A 16,073-nucleotide genomic window follows, 5' to 3' on the forward strand; every position below is an offset into this window, starting at 1 on the left:
TGCAGCGGGCGACGCAGGCCGAGCCGCCGCGTGCGACACGCGCGGCGACGCTCAGGCGCGGCCGCCGTCGCGCATCAGCGCGAGCCGGTTGTAGAGCGTCTTGAGGCTGATGCCGAGCGCCTTCGCGGCTTGCGGCTTGTTGCCGTCGAAGTGCTGCAAGGTCGCCGCGATGAAGCGCTGCTGCGCGTGGTGCAGCGTCGCGCCGAGCGGCAGCGCCATCGCGTCGTCCGACGTGTGGTCGGGCAACATCGCCGACTTCGGCAGCGCGACATCGATGCCGTCGTCCGCGAGGATGTACGCCCGCTCGATCGTGTTGTGCAGTTCGCGCACGTTGCCGGGCCACGAATACGCGCGCAGCGCGGCGATCGCCGCGTCGGTCAGCCGCTTGTGCGAGCGGTGCCGCGCGTTGAGCGCATCGACGAACTCCTGCGCGATCGCCTCGACGTCGCCGCTGCGCTGCCGCAGCGGCGGCACATACAGCGCGAACGCGGCGAGACGGTAGAACAGATCCTCGCGCAGCCGGCCGTCGCGCACGGCCTCGGCCGGATTGTGGCGGGTGGCCGACAGGATGCGCACGTCGAGCGGAATCGACTCGGTGCCGCCGACCCGCACGATCGTGTTCGATTCGAGCGCCCGCAGCAGCTTCACCTGCAGCGACGCGGGCATCTCCGCGATCTCGTCGAGCAGCAGCGTGCCGCCGCATGCAGCTTCGAAGAAGCCTTCACGCTGCGCGATCGCGCCGGTGAAGCTGCCTTTCTCGTGACCGAACAATTGCGCTTCGGCGATGTCGGCCGGAATCGCGCCGCAGTTGACGGGCACGAACGGCCCGTCGCATCGCACGCTGAGGTCGTGCAGCCGGCGCGCGACGATATCCTTGCCGACCCCGCTTTCGCCGGCAATCATCACGCTGGCGCGGGTCGGAGCGATTTTCTCGATACGGCCGAGCAGCGTGCGCATCGCCGCGGAGCGGCCGGACAGCCGGCGTGCATCGGCGCGTTGCTTCGGACGGGTTGCGGATTCAGCCATAGGCGTCGGCGGGCCGTTTTGAAAATCGGCACCGCACATTCCCTTCATTGCAATATCTATCATCGACAGCGAAACCGCACGGAAGGTGCCGCGATTTAGAAATTTCCAATGTCCGGTGCGATGAGCGAAGAAATACGCGATCACTGGGGCACGATGCCGACAGGCGGCAGCCGACACCGCCTGTCGATGCTTTTTTTCAGCCCACGTATGAAAAATCGAACATCGGCAGCCCCCGCGTTCCGTGCGAACGCGGCAGGGTGGCAAGTGACGCGACGCGGCGGCGCGTGCACGCGGGCTGAGCCGCGAAGCCGCCGCGCGCCATGCTGCGGGTACGCGTCTTGCTTGGACGCATAGGCTCGCCCGGCACGCTCGACGGGGCGATGCAGGGGAACGATGAGGACCTTTATCCGTGAAGTGATTCGGCAGGGCGCATGGGTCGTGCTGGCCGTCGGGCTGGCGTCCGCGCTGCAGGCGTGGGCGATTCACGTCGCCGGCGTGCATGCACCGTTTGCGCAGCTGCCTTTCTACGCCGGTGTGGCGGCTGCGGCCTGGCTGACGTCGTTCGGCGGCGGCCTGGCCGCGACCGCCGCGAGCGTGGTCGTGATCGGCGCGTTGGGGTGGCGCGAGGTGCCGCTGCCCGCGCTGCTCGCGCAGGCCGGCGCCTTCGCCGCGATCGGTTTCGTCGAATGCGTGCTCGTGATGGTCGTCAAGCCGCTGCTCGCAAACGATCGGCTGCGCGGGGCCGAGGATGCCGAAGAAAACGGCGCACGCACGCCGCGCCGCGAACCGGCGCCCGCGGCGCGCTCGCTCGACGACATTCTGCTGCGCCGCGTGGTCGACGCATCGCCCGACGCGATCGTCGGCGTCGACGCCGTGCGGCGGATCACGAGCTGGAACCCGGCTGCGCGGTGCCTGTTCGGCTTCGATGCCGCGGCGGTGATCGGGCACGACGTCACGACGCTGATCGCGCCGCGCTGGTTGCGACAGCATCCGGTTCCCGCGTCGTTCGCGAACCTGCGCGTGCCCGCCGGCCCGCTCGACATCCTGTGCCTGCGCCACGACGGCGGCCGCTTTCGCGCCACCTTCGCGGCGGCGCCGATCGTCGACGCGCAAGGCAACTGCACCGGGCTGTCGATGACGCTGCGCGAGGCGCACGAGCGCCGCCGCGACGAGCGGCGCAACCTGCGTTCGTTGCGCGGCGCCCGCGACGCGCGCGTGCAGGCCGACGAGTCGAACCGGCTGAAGGACGAACTGCTGGCGACCGTGTCGCATGAACTGCGCACGCCGCTGAACGTGATCTACGGCTGGGTCGAGGTGCTGCGCAGCGTCGACGGCGAGGGCTTCGAGCGGCAGGCGATCGACGCGATCGATCGCAGCGCACGGTCGCTGGCGCGGATGGTCGGCGACCTGCTCGACGCCTCGTCGCTCGCGACAGGCCGGATGCGGCTCGAGCGCACGCCCGTCGATCTCGTGCGCGTCGTGCACGAGGCGGTGCGCGAACTCGCGACGACCGCGGAGGCGAACGGGCTCGAACTGTCGACCGAGTGCGCGATGTCCAACTGCGTGATTTCCGCGGACGGCGAGCGCGTGCGCCAGGTGCTGTCGAACCTGCTGTCGAACGCGATCAAGTTCACGCCGCCGGGTGGCCGCATCAAGGTGTCGCTGACCCGGGCCGGCGCGCGCGTGCGGCTGTCGGTCGCCGATACGGGCATGGGCATTTCCGCGGAACGCCTGCCGCATCTGTTCGATACGTTCAACCGGCCGGAAGGCGCATCCGCGTCGGCGAAACGCGGCCTCGGGCTCGGCCTGTCGATCGTGCGCAACATCGCGCGGCTGCACGGCGGCGAGGTCGCGGCGGCGAGCGAGGGCGCCGGGCGCGGCACGACCGTGACCGTGATGCTGCCGGTCGGATGGGGCGACGACGCTCCGACCGGCCACCCGGTGCGGCCGAGCGGAGCATCGACGGCGGTCGCGCTCGACGGCCAGCGCGTGCTGGTGGTCGACGACGATGCGACGTCGCGCGCGAGCCTCGCGGCGGCGCTCGAAACGCTGGGCGCCCAGGTGTCGACCGCGCAATCGGGGCACGACGCGCTCGAGGTGGTCGCGCGGCAGCACCCGAGCGTCGTGCTGTCCGATCTCGCGATGCCGGACGGCGACGGCTTCTGGCTGCTCGACCACATTCGCCATTTGCCGAACGGCGGCACGCGCCTGCCCGTCGTCGCGGTGACCGCGCATGCGGGCACGGCGGACCGGAAGCGCGTGATGGCCGCCGGCTTCGATGCGTATTTGTGCAAGCCGGTCGACATGCCGACGCTGGCCGGCGTGATCGTCGACGTGTCGCGCGCCGGCGAGGCGGCCGGAGCGGGGCGGCGTCGCTGACGCGGGGCCGGTCAGCGGCGGCGCGGCAGGGACACGTCCTCGAGCGTATTCGCCAGTTCGTCGCGTGCCGGACCGCCCGCGCGTGTCGCGATGTCGCCCAGCGACACGATGCCGACGATCTGGCGGTTGGCATCGAGCACCGGCATCCGGTGCAACTGCACGTCGGCCATCCGCTGCTGGACGTCGCCGACGCCGTCGTCCTCCACGCACCACTGCACCGGCGCGGATGCGACGACCTTCACCGGGGTATCGGACGCATGCCCGTTCGACAGCGCACGCACCGTGAGGTCGCGGTCCGTCACGATCGCGACGAGCCCGGTGTCGTCGCAGACCGGCAGCACGCCGATGTCGAAGCGCTGCATCAATTCGGCCGCATGGCGAATCGTGTCGGTCGGCGCGACGCACACCACGTCGCGCGACATGATTTCGTTGACGCGATACATGAACGCCTCCTTCGTGAGGGAGACGATGCGGGAGCAGGACGCGTGCCGCGTTCAATCGGCACAGGCGGGGCCTGCGCGGCCGGGCCACGGAGAAATTTGCCAGCCGGCTTGTACATCTTCCACGGCGGCAGCCGCGGCCGGGTCGCGAGCGACGCTCAGTGGCCGACACCCGTCATCACGACGATTGCCAGGACCAGCGCACTCTCGATCGCGGCGAGCGCCGCGATGCCCGCGGCGCCGCTGACTTCGTGCCATGCACGTTCGATGCGTTTCATCTGTTCACTCCGGTTGGGCCGGCCCGGCGCGACGCTGCCGCGCATCGCGGGCCGGGTGCCGCCGTCAGCCGTGATCGCGGGGCGGTGGCGGGGCGTCGGGCGCGCGACGTTCGCGTTCGCCGGACGGCCTGGCGGGGTCGATGCGGGTCGCGCCGCCGACGGCGGGCGGATCGCTGGCCGGGAACGTCTCCTCGAGCCCTTCGTCGATACGTTCCTCCGTCTTGTCGTCGGACGGCTTGCGCGACGTGGCTTGAGAGAGCAGGCCGGCAGCCGGTGACACGGCATCGCGGCGGCCGGGGGCGGAAACGGTCATGATCGAACCTCCTTACGGGTAACGACGAGTGCAAGCGTCGTGCCCGCGCAGCGCGGGACGGCGTGACGCTTGCAGCCGTCGAGCCGGCCGGGCGGGCGCACACTTGGCCCGCCCGCCGCCGGCGTGGACGAGACGACATCGTGATGAATGAACCCAGGGACAGGATACGTTACGACGCGAACGCGTGCGGCGGCGATTTCAGTGATGCGCGCGAGCGTATCGACGTATCGACACATGGCAGCGCGAATCGCGGGTTCATCGGCCCGAGCGGCGCGGGTTCGACGGGAAGGACGAGGTTCGCGAACTGAACCACGCCGTCTGCGCGGGGCCGGAAAGCGCACGGCGGGCGCCGGTCGCGCGATGCGCGCCGTCCGATCCGTTCGCGCTCGCGGCACGGCGCGCCGCCGAAGGGGGCACCCCGTGGCGGGTGTGGCGGCTTGCGACGCCTGACCGTGTGCGCGGTCGCCCCGCCGGGCAGGCACGCTGCTTGCGCACGCTCGCCGTGCCAATCGACACGCGCGAGCCGCCGCGCAGGAGTGACATGAGCACGCGATCCATGCTGCACCGTCCCGAGCCGACGCCCGACGTCGATCCCGACCCGACGCTGCCCGAGCGCGACGATCCCGTCGATCCGCCCGTGCTCCCGGGCCTGCCGCAGGGCGATCCGCCGTCGCGGCCGCTGCCGATGCGGATGCCGGGCGGGTACAGCGAACCCCGGCCGGCCGCGCGATCACTGCAAGGAGGACCATCATGGACATTCACGTGCAATCGCCCGACAAGCGCGCGATCGCCCAGGTGCTCGGCCGCTATTTCGAGTCGCGTTCGTTGCGCTATCACATCGAGGAGTTGCCGGGCGGCGTGCTGCATATCGGCTTTCGCGCGAGCGGCCGCCCGGTCGCCGTCACGGTGTCGTTCGACGACGCCGCCTACGACACCTACACGCACTGGGACGCGAGCCAGAAGCAACTCGCGCTCGGACGTCTCGCGGACGGCTTCTCGCGCATGATGGCGAAGCGCAGCCCGGCCGCGCTCGCGGGCGACTATCACGTCGAGCGTTTCTGATTCCGCAACCCTGCGCCGGTTCGTACCGGAATTCGGCAAAGTGCCCGTGCTCAACGGGCGCTTTGCGGCTTCGCGTGCGTCGCGTAGGATGTTCACAATTCAGCGCACGCTACGTTCGCGCCGTCGGCTGCCTCTCGTTGCAGCCGATCAGGCCGCGACGCGCTTTCCCTCAGGTTCGTTTCGTGCAACCGACGGAGATCGCCTTGATGACCGTTGCCCGCCCGTTGTTGTCGCCCGGCACCCGCCGGTTCGTGTCCGGCCTGTCGGCCTTCGCCGCGCTGGCGGCGGCCGGTGCCCGGGACGCGTCGGCGCAGACCCCTTCGCCGCTCGGCGAATGGCAATACTCGGCGGGCGTCCCGCTGCAGAAACTGTTCAGTCCGACCGTCCCGACGTGGCAGGTCAGCGTCGGCGCGGCGATGACGCTGCAGCCGCGCTACGCGGGTTCCGACCGCTATCGCGTGATGGGCGGCCCGAATTTCGACGTGCGCTATCGCGACCTGTTCTTCCTGTCGACGGGCGAGGGGCTCGGCGCGAACGTGCTGCGCGGGCCCAACTGGCGCGTGAGCCTGTCGGTCGGCTATGACCTCGGACGCCGCTCGGCCGACGATCTCGACCACCAGAACGGGCTCGACAACATCAACGCGGCGCCGGTGATGAAGCTCGCGGCCGACTACGTGATCTCGAAGGATTTCCCGCTCGTGCTGCGTGCGGATGTGCGGCGCAGCATCGGCGGCTCGAACGGCTGGGTCGGCGATTTCTCCGCGTACATGCCGATGCCGGGCAGCAACGAGCAGTTCTTCTGGTTCGCCGGGCCGACCGTGTCGTTCGCCGATTCGCGCTACCTGAACGGCTGGTTCGGCGTGAACCCGGGAGCGGCCGCGCGTTCGGGGCTGCCGGCCTATTCGTCGGGCGCGGGGATGAAGTCGTTCGGCGCCGGCGTGACGATGGTCTGGTTCGTCAACAAGCACTGGTTCGTGACGATGGACGGCGCGATCGAACAGCTCGTCGGCCGCGCAAGGCGCAGCCCGATCACGCAGCAGTCGACGAACGGCGTGTTCGACATGTCGGTGAATTACCAGTTCTGACCGGAACCTGGCCGGTGGGACGGCCGGTTGGCACGGGAGCGTGCGGCATTCGTCGTCACATTTGATATGATTCGGACCTGTACAAACGTACAGTGATCAATCCCCGTGACGCCTGCATCGCCGACGCCCCCGGCGTTTTACTACCTGACCAATTTCGAACGCGCGCTGGCCTGGCTCGGCGAGCGTTACGACGACCTGTTCGACGCGAGCGAACACGCGTTTCTCGCGCATTTCGCGCAACTGCCGAAAGCGTCGCGTGCGTTGCTCGTGCGGATGCTGATGCGCAGCGGCACCGAGTTCCGCGCGAGCAAGCTCGTGTACGACGAAATCGGCTGCACGCTCGACGCGGCCGCGCCGCTCGTCGAACTCGGCTGGGTCGATCCGGCACCCGCGCTCACGCTCGACGAACTGTTCGCGCTGTCGACCAAGGCCGACCTGCTGACGGTGTTCCCGTCACTCGCCGCGCACGCGGGTGAGCGCAAGCCCGAGTGGCTCGAACGGTTGCGCCCCGCGCACGACGTCGCGCAACCGCTCGACGCGTGGTGCGCGCAGGCCGACGATCGCGTGCTGCGCGTGACGGTCGGCGCGTTGTGCGACCGGCTGCGGCTGATGTTCTTCGGCAATCTTCATCACGACTGGAGCGAATTCGTGCTGGCCGATCTCGGCGTGTTCCAGTATGAAAGCGTGCCGTTCGCGCCGTCGTCGCGCGCGTTCCAGCAGCGCGACGACGTCGATACGTATCTCGCGCTGCAGACCTGCCGCGAAGCACTGGATGCGTGGCCCGACGACCTGCCGTTCGACGATCTGCTGCAGGCGATCGACGCGGTCGGCTGCGCGCAGCCGTGGCTCGCGACGCGTCGCGCGAAGCTGCTGTTCACGCTCGGCCAGACCTGCGAACGCCGCGCCGACTGGACCGCCGCGCTCGACGCGTATGCGCGCAGCGCGTGGCCGGGCAGCCGGCACCGGCGCATTCGCGTGCTCGAACGCTGCGGACGCGACGACGATGCGCTCGCGCTGGCGCTCGATGCGCGCGGCGGCTTCGAAAGCGACGAAGAACGCCAGCGCGTCGAGCGGATGCTGCCGCGCCTGCAGCGCCGTCTCGGGCAGCGGGTCGAACGCGCGGGCAGCGCGCCTGACGTGCCGCGCGAAACGCTCGTGCTGGCGCGCCCCGACGCGTTCGTCAGTGTCGAATTTGCGGTGCGCGACCATCTTGCCCGGCCCGATGCGCCGGTTCACTACGTCGAGAACACGCTGATCAATTCGCTGTTCGGGCTGCTGTGCTGGGAGCCCGTGTTCGCGGCCGTGCCCGGCGCGTTCTTTCACCCGTTCCAGCGCGGCCCGGCCGACCTGCACGCACCCGATTTCGCGGTGCGCCGCACCGACGCGTTCGCCGCCTGTTTCGCGCAACTCGATTCGGGCGCGTACCGCGACACGATCCGCCGGCACTACGCGACGAAGATGGGGCTGCAATCGCCGTTCGTGTTCTGGGGCGTGCTGACCGACACACTGCTCGACGAGGCGCTGGCCTGCCTGCCGCCCGAGCACCTGCGGTTGTGGTTCACACGCCTGCTCGCGGATATCCGCGGCAACCGCTCGGGGCTGCCCGATCTCGTCCGTTTCTGGCCCGGCGAGCGGCGCTATGAACTGATCGAGGTGAAGGGCCCCGGCGACCGGCTGCAGGACAACCAGACGCGCTGGCTCGCGTACTGCATCGCGCACGGCATGCCGGTGCGCGTCGTGGATGTCGAGTGGGCCGGCGCCGGTGTCGCGCAGGCCGAAGCGGCGGGGCTGTCCGCATGAGCTATGTCGTCGCGGTGCGGGCGATGTGCGAGTTCACCGCGCGGCGCGGCGATCTCGACCTGCGCTTCACGCCCGCGCCGACCGCGCTCGAAGGCATTGCCGGTCACGGTGCCGTCACGTCGAAGCGCGGCGCGCGCTACGAAACCGAGATCGCGCTGACCGGCACGTGGGACACGCTCACCGTGCGCGGGCGCGCCGACGGTTACGATCCCGTCGCCAACCGGCTCGAGGAGATCAAGACCTATCGCGGCAGCCTCGACGCGATGCCGGCCAATCATCGCGCGCTGCACTGGGCGCAGGCGAAGGTCTATGCGCACCTGATGTGCGACGCGCGCGGCCTCGCGGAAATCGACGTCGCGCTCGTGTATTTCGACATCGTGTCGGAGCGTGAGACCGTGCTGACCGAGACGCTGAGCGCAAGCGCGCTCGCCGCGTTCTTCGCCGAGCAATGCGCGTGCTTCGTCGGCTGGGCCGAGCGCGAGACCGCGCATCGCGCGGCCCGCGATGCGGCGCTGCGTGCGCTGACGTTTCCGCACGGGCAGTTCCGCAGCGGTCAGCGCGAGCTGGCGGTCTCGGTCTATCGCGCGGCGCGCGACGAACGCTGCCTGATGGCGCAAGCGCCGACCGGCATCGGCAAGACGGTCGGCACGGTGTTCCCGCTGCTGAAGGCGTGCGGCGAGGGCGAGCTCGATCACGTGTTCTTCCTGACCGCGAAGACGCCCGGCCGTGCGCTCGCGCTGGAAGCGGCGACGACGCTCGGTGCCGGCACGACCGCGCTGCCGCTGCGCGTGCTGGAACTCGTCGCACGCGACAAGGCGTGCGAGCATCCGGACCGCGCGTGCCATGGCGAATCGTGCCCGCTCGCGAAAGGTTTCTACGACCGGCTGCCGGCCGCGCGCGATACGGCAATCGAGGCCGGTCTGCTCGATCGCGATACCGTGCGCACGGCCGCGCTCGCACACGACGTCTGTCCGTACTACCTGTCGCAGGAACTCGCGCGCTGGTCGGACATGATGATCGGCGACTACAACTACTACTACGACGGCAGCGCGATGCTGCATACGCTCGCGCAGCAGAATCAGTGGCGCGTCGGCGTGCTCGTCGACGAGGCGCACAACCTGCTCGATCGCGCCCGCAAGATGTACAGCGCATCGCTCGACCCGTTCGCGTTCGCGGCCGCGCGCGAGGCGGCGCCTGCGGCATTGCGCAAGGCGTTCGACCGGCTCGGGCGCGCGTGGGGCACGCTCAATCGCGCACAGGCCGAGCGCTATGTGGCGTACCCCGAGATTCCGGGGCCGATCGTGTCGGCGGTGCAGAACCTCGTCGCGGCGATCGGTGAACACCTGACCGATGCGCCGCGCGCGAACGGCGACGCGCTGCTGCGCTTTCATTTCGAGGCGATCCAGTTCGGCGTGCTCGCCGACGCGTTCGACAGCGCGTCGATCTTCGACGCGACGCTGCACGGCGAGCCGCTGCCGCGCCAGTCGGGGCTCGACGGCGTGGCGCCGGCCGGGCGCCGGCGCCGCATGCAGTCGACGCTGTGCGTGCGCAACGTGATCCCGGCCGGCTTTCTCGCGCCGCGCTACGAAGCCGCGCGCGCGACCGTGCTGTTTTCCGGCACGCTGAGCCCGTTTCATTTCTATCGCGACACGCTCGGGTTGCCGGCCGATACCGGCTGGCTCGACGTCGACGGGCCGTTCCGCGCCGAGCAACTGACCGTGCGCGTCGCGAGCCATGTCTCGACGCGCTGGCGCGACCGCGACCGTTCGCTCGAACCGATCGCGGACCTGATCGCCGCGCAGTATGCGGCGCGGCCCGGCAACTACCTCGGTTTTCTCAGCAGCTTCGACTATCTCGGACGCGTCGTCGCGCTGATGCAGGCGCGCCACCCGGACGTGCCCGTGTGGGCCCAGGCGCCCGGCATGGCCGAAAGCGAGCGCGACGCGTTTCTCGCGCGCTTCGACGCGGGCGGGCGCGGGGTCGGCTTCGCGGTGCTGGGCGGTGCGTTCTCGGAAGGCGTGGATCTGGTCGGCGAGCGGCTGATCGGCGCGTTCATCGCGACGCTCGGGCTGCCGCAGGTCAACGACGTCAACGAACAGATGCGGCGCGCGATGGATGCGCGTTTCGGCAACGGGTACGACTACATGTATCTGTACCCGGGTTTGCAGAAGGTCGTGCAGGCGGCCGGGCGCGTGATCCGCACCGAACACGACGAAGGCGTCGTGCATCTGATCGACGATCGTTACCGGCGGCGCGAGGTGCGCGATCTGTTGCCGCGGTGGTGGCGGATCGGGTGAGGACGAGGTCCGTCGGGCGCGTTTCTACAGCACGTTGAGCATCGCCAGCGCGGCTTCCTGCAGATGCGGCAGCACGCGCCGCACGGCCGCGTCGGTCGTCTCCGCGCCGATCGGCATGTTCGTGCTCAGCGCGGCGACGACTTCGCCGTGACGGTTCTTCAGCGGCACCGCGATGCCGCGCACGCCGACCTGCAGTTGCTGCTCGATCACCGCGAAGCCCGCGTCGCGCGCGTGATCGACCTGTTCGAGCAGGCGTGGCTTGTTGGTGATCGTGTGCGGCGTGAACGGCGCGAGTTCGGTGTCGTCGAGCCACGCGCGGACGGCCTCGCGATCCGGATGATGCGCGAGCAGCACGACGCCCGGCGACGTCAGCGGGGCCGGCACGCGCGCGCCGAGCACGAAGCCCGTCGTCATCACGCGGGACACGCCGTTGCGGGCGATGAACACGAGTTCCCAGCCGTCGAGCACGCTCACGTACGCCGATTCGTTCAGCGACGCGCTCAGTTGCTGCAGATACGGCTGGACCGTGCGCGGCAGGCGCGCCGAATCGAAGTACGACCAGCCGACCCGCAGCACGCGCGGCGTGAGGCCGTACAGCTTGCCGTCGGTGTACACGTAGCCGAGCGATTCGAGCGTCAGCAGGTAGCGCCGTGCGGCCGTGCGCGTGAGGCCGGTGCGGGCGGCGGCCTGGGTGGGCGTCATCCGCGCGTGCTGGCTGTCGAATGCCTCGAGGATCATCAGGCCTTTTTCGAGGCCGGCAATCCAGTCGCGTCGGTCGAGGTCGGGCTTTTTCATCGTCGTGGGCACGGGTGGATGCGCGGTATGCGCGCAGGAGTGGGCGATTATCGCGCAGATCGAAAACGGTGCGAAGACGATCGACGGGCGTGCCGTGGGTCACGAGGAGGGGGATGTGCCGGGCGACGACGGTGCGGCCGGCAAGGACCGATGGCGGCTGCCGTCGTGTGCGAGGGTTGACCGGCGGCCTGTCGCAGGCGCCGGGCAAATGCGGGGGAGACGGGATACGGCGGCGCGAACATCATCCGCGCCGCCTCCGGAACGACGTTACTCGCTGCTCGTCCACTCGACGTTCGCGCCGACCGAACGCAGGTTTTCGACGAAATGCGGGTGCGCGCGGCGAATCGGCAGCGCGTTCATGATTTCCGAGCGGCCTTCGATGCTCGCGGCCACCATCAGCAGCGCGATCGCGACGCGGATGATGTACGGGCTCTCGACGCGCGCCGGCGTCAGCGGCAGCCCGCCGAACGTGATCAGGCGATGCGGATCGGACAGCAGCACGTGCGCGCCGAACTTCGACAGTTCGCCGGACCAGCCGAGCGCGCCGTCGTACACCTTGTTCCAGAACATCGCGCTGCCTTCCGCGCGCACGCCGAGCGCGATGAAGATCGGCAGCAGGTCGACCGGCAGGTACGGCCACGGCGCGGCTTCGACCTTGGTCAGGATGTTCTGCGTGAACGGCCGGCGCACCCGCAGCGGGCCGTCGCGTTCGGCGCGGGACCAGCCGTCGCGGTGCGTGACGGTCACGCCGAACTTCGCGAACGTGCGGTCGATCAGCGGGAAATGCTCCGGCGACGAGTTGCGCACCGTGATGTCGCCGCCCGTGATCGCGCCGAGTGCGAGGAACGTCGCGATTTCGTGGAAATCCTCGGCGAAGCGGAATTCGCCGCCGCCGAGCTTGCCGCCGCCCGTCACGCACAGGCGCGACGTGCCGATGCCTTCGATCGCGACGCCGATCATTGCGAGGAACTGGCAGAACTCCTGCACGTGCGGCTCGGACGCCGCATTCATCAGCGTGGACGTGCCGCCGGCTGCCGTCGCGCACAGCGCGAAGTTTTCGGTGGTCGTCACCGATGCGTAGTCGAGCCAGTGATCGTTGGCCGTCAGCGGGCCGTCGGCACGGACGATCAGCGAATCGGGCGTGCGCTGGATGTGCGCGCCGAAGCGCTCGAACACTTCGACGTGCGGATCGATTTCGCGCACGCCGAGCGTGCAGCCCTTCACGTCGTTCTCGAGGCGTGCGACGCCGAAGCGCGCGAGCAACGGCGGAATCAGCATGATCGACGAGCGCATCGCCTCGGGCAGGCGGTGAACGGCCGGGTCGAACGTCGTGTTGCGATGGTGGAGCTCGAGAATGCCTGTCGTGAAGTCGACCGACACGTCGCTGCCGAGCGTGCGGAAGATGTCGAGGATCTTGCGCACGTCGGTGATGTCCGGCACGCCGACGAGGCGCAGCGGCTGATCGGTCAACAGGGTGGCGCACAGGATCGGCAGGACGGCGTTCTTGTTCGCGGACGGCTTGATGTCCCCGCGCAGCGGAGTGCCGCCGTGGACGATGAGATTCGACATGATATGGGGGCGTATCGGTGACTGACGTAGGCCCATATGATGCCATTGGTCGGCGGGTGGCGTGGAATGTTCAGAGGGGAAAAAGGCCTTCTGTGCGCGGGATTGACCGTGTTTGACGTTGGGCGGGGCGGGCCCGCCCGGCTGAAATGGCCGGCGCGTCGCATCACGGCCGGCCATCCGGTCAACCCGTCTCACTCCGTCACTACGCCGCCCGCATCCGCGCGGCGACCACCAGCGAGATCAGGCAGCCCACCGCGAGATAGCCGGCGACGAGGTGCCACGAACCGCCGGCCAGGCTGACCAGCGCCACCGCGATGAACGGCGTGAACCCGCCGCCGACGACGCTCGCGAACTGGTAGCCGACGCCCGCGCCGCTGTAGCGGTATTCCGCACCGAACAACTCGGTGAAGAGCGGCTGCTGGACGCTCACGACCATGTCGTGCGCGGCATTCGCCAGCAGGATCGAGAAGACCACGATCCACGCGATCGAGCGCGACTCCAGCGCGACGAAGAACGGCACGGCCGACGCGAGACCGATCAGCGCGCCGATCAGGTAGATGCGGCGCAGCCCGAAGCGGTCGGCCAGCCACGCGAAGCACGGGATCGTCACGCAGCTCACCGCACCGACCAGCAGGCCGATGTTCAGGAACAGGTCGCGCGACATGCCGAGGTTCGACGTCGAATAGCTGAGCGCGAACGCGGTGACGATATACATCGTGAACAGTTCGGCGAGCCGCAGCGCGACGATCAGCAGGAACGCCTTGGGATGACGCGTCAGCGCCTCCAGCACCGGCAGGCGCAGCTTGCGGTTGCCGTGCTCGACCTTCTCGACGAACTCCTGCGACTCGTCCATGCTCTTGCGGACCCACAGCCCGATCAGCACCAGCACGATGCTGAACACGAACGGCAGGCGCCAGCCCCACGACTTGAACGCGGCCTCGCCGAGCGTATGGCTCAGGATCGACACGATCCCGGTCGCCAGCACGAGCCCGACGCCATAGCCCACCTGCACGCCGCTGCTGTAGAACGCCTTCTTCTGCTTGGGCGCGCTCTCGACGGCCATCAGCGCCGCGCCGCCCCATTCGCCGCCGACCGCGAAGCCCTGGATCGCACGCATCAGCACCAGCAGCACGGGCGCCCACCAGCCGATCGTCGCGAAGCTCGGCAGCAGGCCGATCGCGACGGTCGACAGCCCCATCAGCATCACGGTCAGTACCAGCATCCGCTTGCGGCCGAGCCGGTCGCCGTAATGGCCGAACACGACGCCACCGAGCGGCCGGAACAGGAAGCCGACGCCGAAAGTCGCGAACGCCGCGAGCGTGCCCATGGTCGGGCTGACCTTCGGGAAGAATTCGGAATTGAAGACGAGGGCGGCGACGATCCCGTACAGCAGGAAGTCGTACCAGTCGACGACGGCGCCGACAAAGCTGCCGATCGCGGCCTTGCGGGCCTGGCTGCGCGCGCGGGCGCCGGCGGCGGCGTCGAGGGTGTCGAAGGTTGGGGTCATGGCGAAGTCTCCTGGCACGGCGCATCGTGGAATCGTGGCGGCGCCGCGTCCGATGCTGCATTGAAGTCGATGGGTGAACGGAGGATAGGGCGCGCGCCGCGCGACGGCAATTGGCCGATCGGTCAAAATGCGCGATTATCGTTCAGTTGAGTGCGATTATCGAACGCTTTCCGGGTTTGCACTAGGCGGAGACACCCATATCCCGTTCGGCCAGGGTGTGCCGCCGTGAACGATCTGGTTAAAATCTGGACCATCAAAACCTCGCCCGGATCGGGCGGACGCCCGGCCACCCCATCGGCTGGCCGTGCCGCACGCGCCGGGCGTCATCCCCATCGACCGCATGCCCCCGGAGACTGCAATGCCCGGCAATTCCCACCCCCTGTCCAGCGATACGCCGCCCGTTGCCGATCCGGCCGCCAATCCGCTCGGGATGGCCGGACTCGAGTTCGTCGAGTTCGCGGCGCCGGTGCCGGACGCGCTCGCGCAACGTTTCGAGCAGCTCGGGTTCAAGGCGATCGCGCGCCATGTCAGCAAGAACGTCACGCTCTACCGGCAAGGGCAGATGCAGTTCCTGATCAACGCCGAGCCCGATTCGTTTGCTGCGCGCTATGCAGAGGAATACGGAACGGGCGTCTGCGCGATCGGGCTGCGCGTGGCCAGCGCACGGCGCGCGTTCGAGCGTGCGATCGAGCTTGGCGCGTGGGCGTTCGAGGGCGAGCGGATCGGAGTCGGCGAGCTGAAGATTCCCGCGATCCAGGGGATCGGCGATTCGCACCTCTATTTCGTCGACCGCTGGCGCGGGCGGGACGGCCAGCGCGGCGGCGTCGGCGACATCTCGATCTTCGACATCGATTTCCGGCCGATCGACATCGCGACCGCGCATACCGATCTCGATTGCGTGGGCACGGGCCTGCAGCAGGTCGATCACTTCACGCAGACGGTCGGCGCGGGGCGCATGCGCGAGTGGCTCGACTTCTATCACGACCTGCTGCACTTCCGCGAAATCCACGAAATCGACGCGCACTGGCATGTGTCGGAAGAATCGCGCGTGATGGTGTCGCCGTGCGGCGCGGTGCGGATTCCGGTCTACGAGGAAGGCACGCGGCGCACCGAACTGATGCACGCGTATCTGCCGGACCATCCGGGCGAAGGCGTCCAGCACGTGGCGCTCGCGACCGACGACATCCTGGCGAGCGTCGATGCGCTGCGCGCGAACGGGGTCGAATTCATCGAGCCGCCGGCGCGCTATTACGACGAAGTCGATGCGCGGCTGCCGGGGCACGGCGTCGATCTCGATGCGCTGCGCCGCCGCGCGGTGCTGGTCGACGGCGAGATCGGCAGCGACGGCGTGCCGCGCCTGTTCTTCCAGACCTTCGTCAAGCGCCGGCCCGGCGAGATCTTCTTCGAGATCGTGCAGCGGCAGGGGCACCACGGATTCGGGGAAGGGAACCTCGCGGCGCTGGCCCGCGCCCGCGACGCCGGCTGAGCGGCAAGGGCACGGCCGCGACCGCGGCGAGATCCG

The 16,073-nt window shown here is 69.3% G+C and carries 12 protein-coding genes; 6 read left to right on the forward strand and 6 right to left on the reverse strand.

Features of this window, described 5'->3' with window-relative positions:
• Positions 1-51: 51 nt before the first annotated feature.
• On the reverse strand, positions 52-1,089 hold the full coding sequence (locus tag U5771_RS14580) for a sigma-54 dependent transcriptional regulator (RefSeq protein WP_322024631.1): 1,038 nt from the start codon (positions 1,087-1,089) through the stop codon (positions 52-54).
• A gap of 330 nt (positions 1,090-1,419) precedes the next feature.
• Here U5771_RS14580 and U5771_RS14585 point away from each other — a divergent pair, with 330 nt between their 5' ends.
• Positions 1,420-3,405 carry an ATP-binding protein gene (locus U5771_RS14585; protein WP_322024632.1) on the forward strand — a complete coding sequence of 662 codons (1,986 nt, stop codon included), beginning with the start codon at positions 1,420-1,422 and terminating at the stop codon, positions 3,403-3,405.
• 11 nt (positions 3,406-3,416) lie between these two features.
• On the opposite strand, the gene U5771_RS14590 is transcribed toward U5771_RS14585, so the two are convergent.
• Positions 3,417-3,848: a CBS domain-containing protein gene (locus tag U5771_RS14590; RefSeq protein WP_322024633.1), complete on the reverse strand. Its 432-nt coding sequence runs from the start codon at positions 3,846-3,848 to the stop codon at positions 3,417-3,419.
• Between the two features lie 339 nt (positions 3,849-4,187).
• The gene (locus U5771_RS14595) at positions 4,188-4,436 is read right to left on the reverse strand and encodes a hypothetical protein (RefSeq protein WP_322024634.1); all 249 of its coding nucleotides are present in this window, start codon (positions 4,434-4,436) and stop codon (positions 4,188-4,190) included.
• A 750-nt stretch (positions 4,437-5,186) separates the two neighbouring features.
• On the opposite strand from U5771_RS14595, the gene U5771_RS14605 reads away from it, so the two are divergent.
• From U5771_RS14605 to U5771_RS14620, 4 genes are all read left to right on the forward strand, one after another.
• Positions 5,187-5,498, forward strand: coding sequence for a hypothetical protein (locus U5771_RS14605; protein ID WP_322024635.1), 312 nt, complete (start codon positions 5,187-5,189; stop codon positions 5,496-5,498).
• A gap of 206 nt (positions 5,499-5,704) precedes the next feature.
• Positions 5,705-6,583, forward strand: a complete 879-nt coding sequence (locus U5771_RS14610) for a MipA/OmpV family protein (RefSeq protein ID WP_322024636.1) — start codon at positions 5,705-5,707, stop codon at positions 6,581-6,583.
• 105 nt (positions 6,584-6,688) lie between these two features.
• The gene (locus tag U5771_RS14615; protein ID WP_322024637.1) at positions 6,689-8,383 is read left to right on the forward strand and encodes a VRR-NUC domain-containing protein; all 1,695 of its coding nucleotides are present in this window, start codon (positions 6,689-6,691) and stop codon (positions 8,381-8,383) included.
• Entirely contained in the window at positions 8,380-10,680 is a 2,301-nt protein-coding gene (locus tag U5771_RS14620) for an ATP-dependent DNA helicase (RefSeq protein ID WP_322024638.1), read from the forward strand. Before U5771_RS14615 ends, U5771_RS14620 begins: the two co-directional genes overlap by 4 nt.
• Positions 10,681-10,704: 24 nt before the next feature.
• On the opposite strand, the gene U5771_RS14625 is transcribed toward U5771_RS14620, so the two are convergent.
• The 3 genes from U5771_RS14625 to shiA all read right to left on the reverse strand — a co-directional run bounded on the left by U5771_RS14625 (position 10,705) and on the right by shiA (position 14,551).
• Positions 10,705-11,475, reverse strand: coding sequence for an IclR family transcriptional regulator domain-containing protein (locus U5771_RS14625; protein ID WP_322024639.1), 771 nt, complete (start codon positions 11,473-11,475; stop codon positions 10,705-10,707).
• Positions 11,476-11,742: 267 nt separating this feature from the next.
• Positions 11,743-13,044 (reverse strand): UDP-N-acetylglucosamine 1-carboxyvinyltransferase, encoded by a 1,302-nt coding sequence (locus tag U5771_RS14630; RefSeq protein WP_322024640.1) that lies wholly within the window; start codon positions 13,042-13,044, stop codon positions 11,743-11,745.
• A 202-nt stretch (positions 13,045-13,246) separates the two neighbouring features.
• On the reverse strand, positions 13,247-14,551 hold the full coding sequence (shiA, locus tag U5771_RS14635; RefSeq protein WP_322024641.1) for a shikimate transporter: 1,305 nt from the start codon (positions 14,549-14,551) through the stop codon (positions 13,247-13,249).
• A gap of 358 nt (positions 14,552-14,909) precedes the next feature.
• On the opposite strand from shiA, the gene U5771_RS14640 reads away from it, so the two are divergent.
• On the forward strand, positions 14,910-16,037 hold the full coding sequence (locus U5771_RS14640; protein WP_322024642.1) for a 4-hydroxyphenylpyruvate dioxygenase family protein: 1,128 nt from the start codon (positions 14,910-14,912) through the stop codon (positions 16,035-16,037).
• Positions 16,038-16,073: the final 36 nt, after the last annotated feature.

Origin of the sequence: Burkholderia sp. BCC1977, assembly GCF_905339595.1 — a bacterium.
GTDB lineage: Bacteria > Pseudomonadota > Gammaproteobacteria > Burkholderiales > Burkholderiaceae > Burkholderia.

Excerpts from the sequence above, each read along its gene's own strand:
- U5771_RS14640 (WP_322024642.1), top strand. The coding sequence starts at position 14,910 with ATGCCCGGCAATTCCCACCCCCTGTCCAGCGATACGCCGCCCGTTGCC.
- U5771_RS14590 (WP_322024633.1), bottom strand. The coding sequence starts at position 3,848 with ATGTATCGCGTCAACGAAATCATGTCGCGCGACGTGGTGTGCGTCGCG.
- shiA (WP_322024641.1), bottom strand. The coding sequence starts at position 14,551 with ATGACCCCAACCTTCGACACCCTCGACGCCGCCGCCGGCGCCCGCGCG.
- U5771_RS14605 (WP_322024635.1), top strand. The coding sequence starts at position 5,187 with ATGGACATTCACGTGCAATCGCCCGACAAGCGCGCGATCGCCCAGGTG.
- U5771_RS14625 (WP_322024639.1), bottom strand. The coding sequence starts at position 11,475 with ATGAAAAAGCCCGACCTCGACCGACGCGACTGGATTGCCGGCCTCGAA.
- U5771_RS14585 (WP_322024632.1), top strand. The coding sequence starts at position 1,420 with ATGAGGACCTTTATCCGTGAAGTGATTCGGCAGGGCGCATGGGTCGTG.
- U5771_RS14630 (WP_322024640.1), bottom strand. The coding sequence starts at position 13,044 with ATGTCGAATCTCATCGTCCACGGCGGCACTCCGCTGCGCGGGGACATC.
- U5771_RS14580 (WP_322024631.1), bottom strand. The coding sequence starts at position 1,089 with ATGATAGATATTGCAATGAAGGGAATGTGCGGTGCCGATTTTCAAAAC.
- U5771_RS14610 (WP_322024636.1), top strand. The coding sequence starts at position 5,705 with ATGACCGTTGCCCGCCCGTTGTTGTCGCCCGGCACCCGCCGGTTCGTG.
- U5771_RS14595 (WP_322024634.1), bottom strand. The coding sequence starts at position 4,436 with ATGACCGTTTCCGCCCCCGGCCGCCGCGATGCCGTGTCACCGGCTGCC.
- U5771_RS14620 (WP_322024638.1), top strand. The coding sequence starts at position 8,380 with ATGAGCTATGTCGTCGCGGTGCGGGCGATGTGCGAGTTCACCGCGCGG.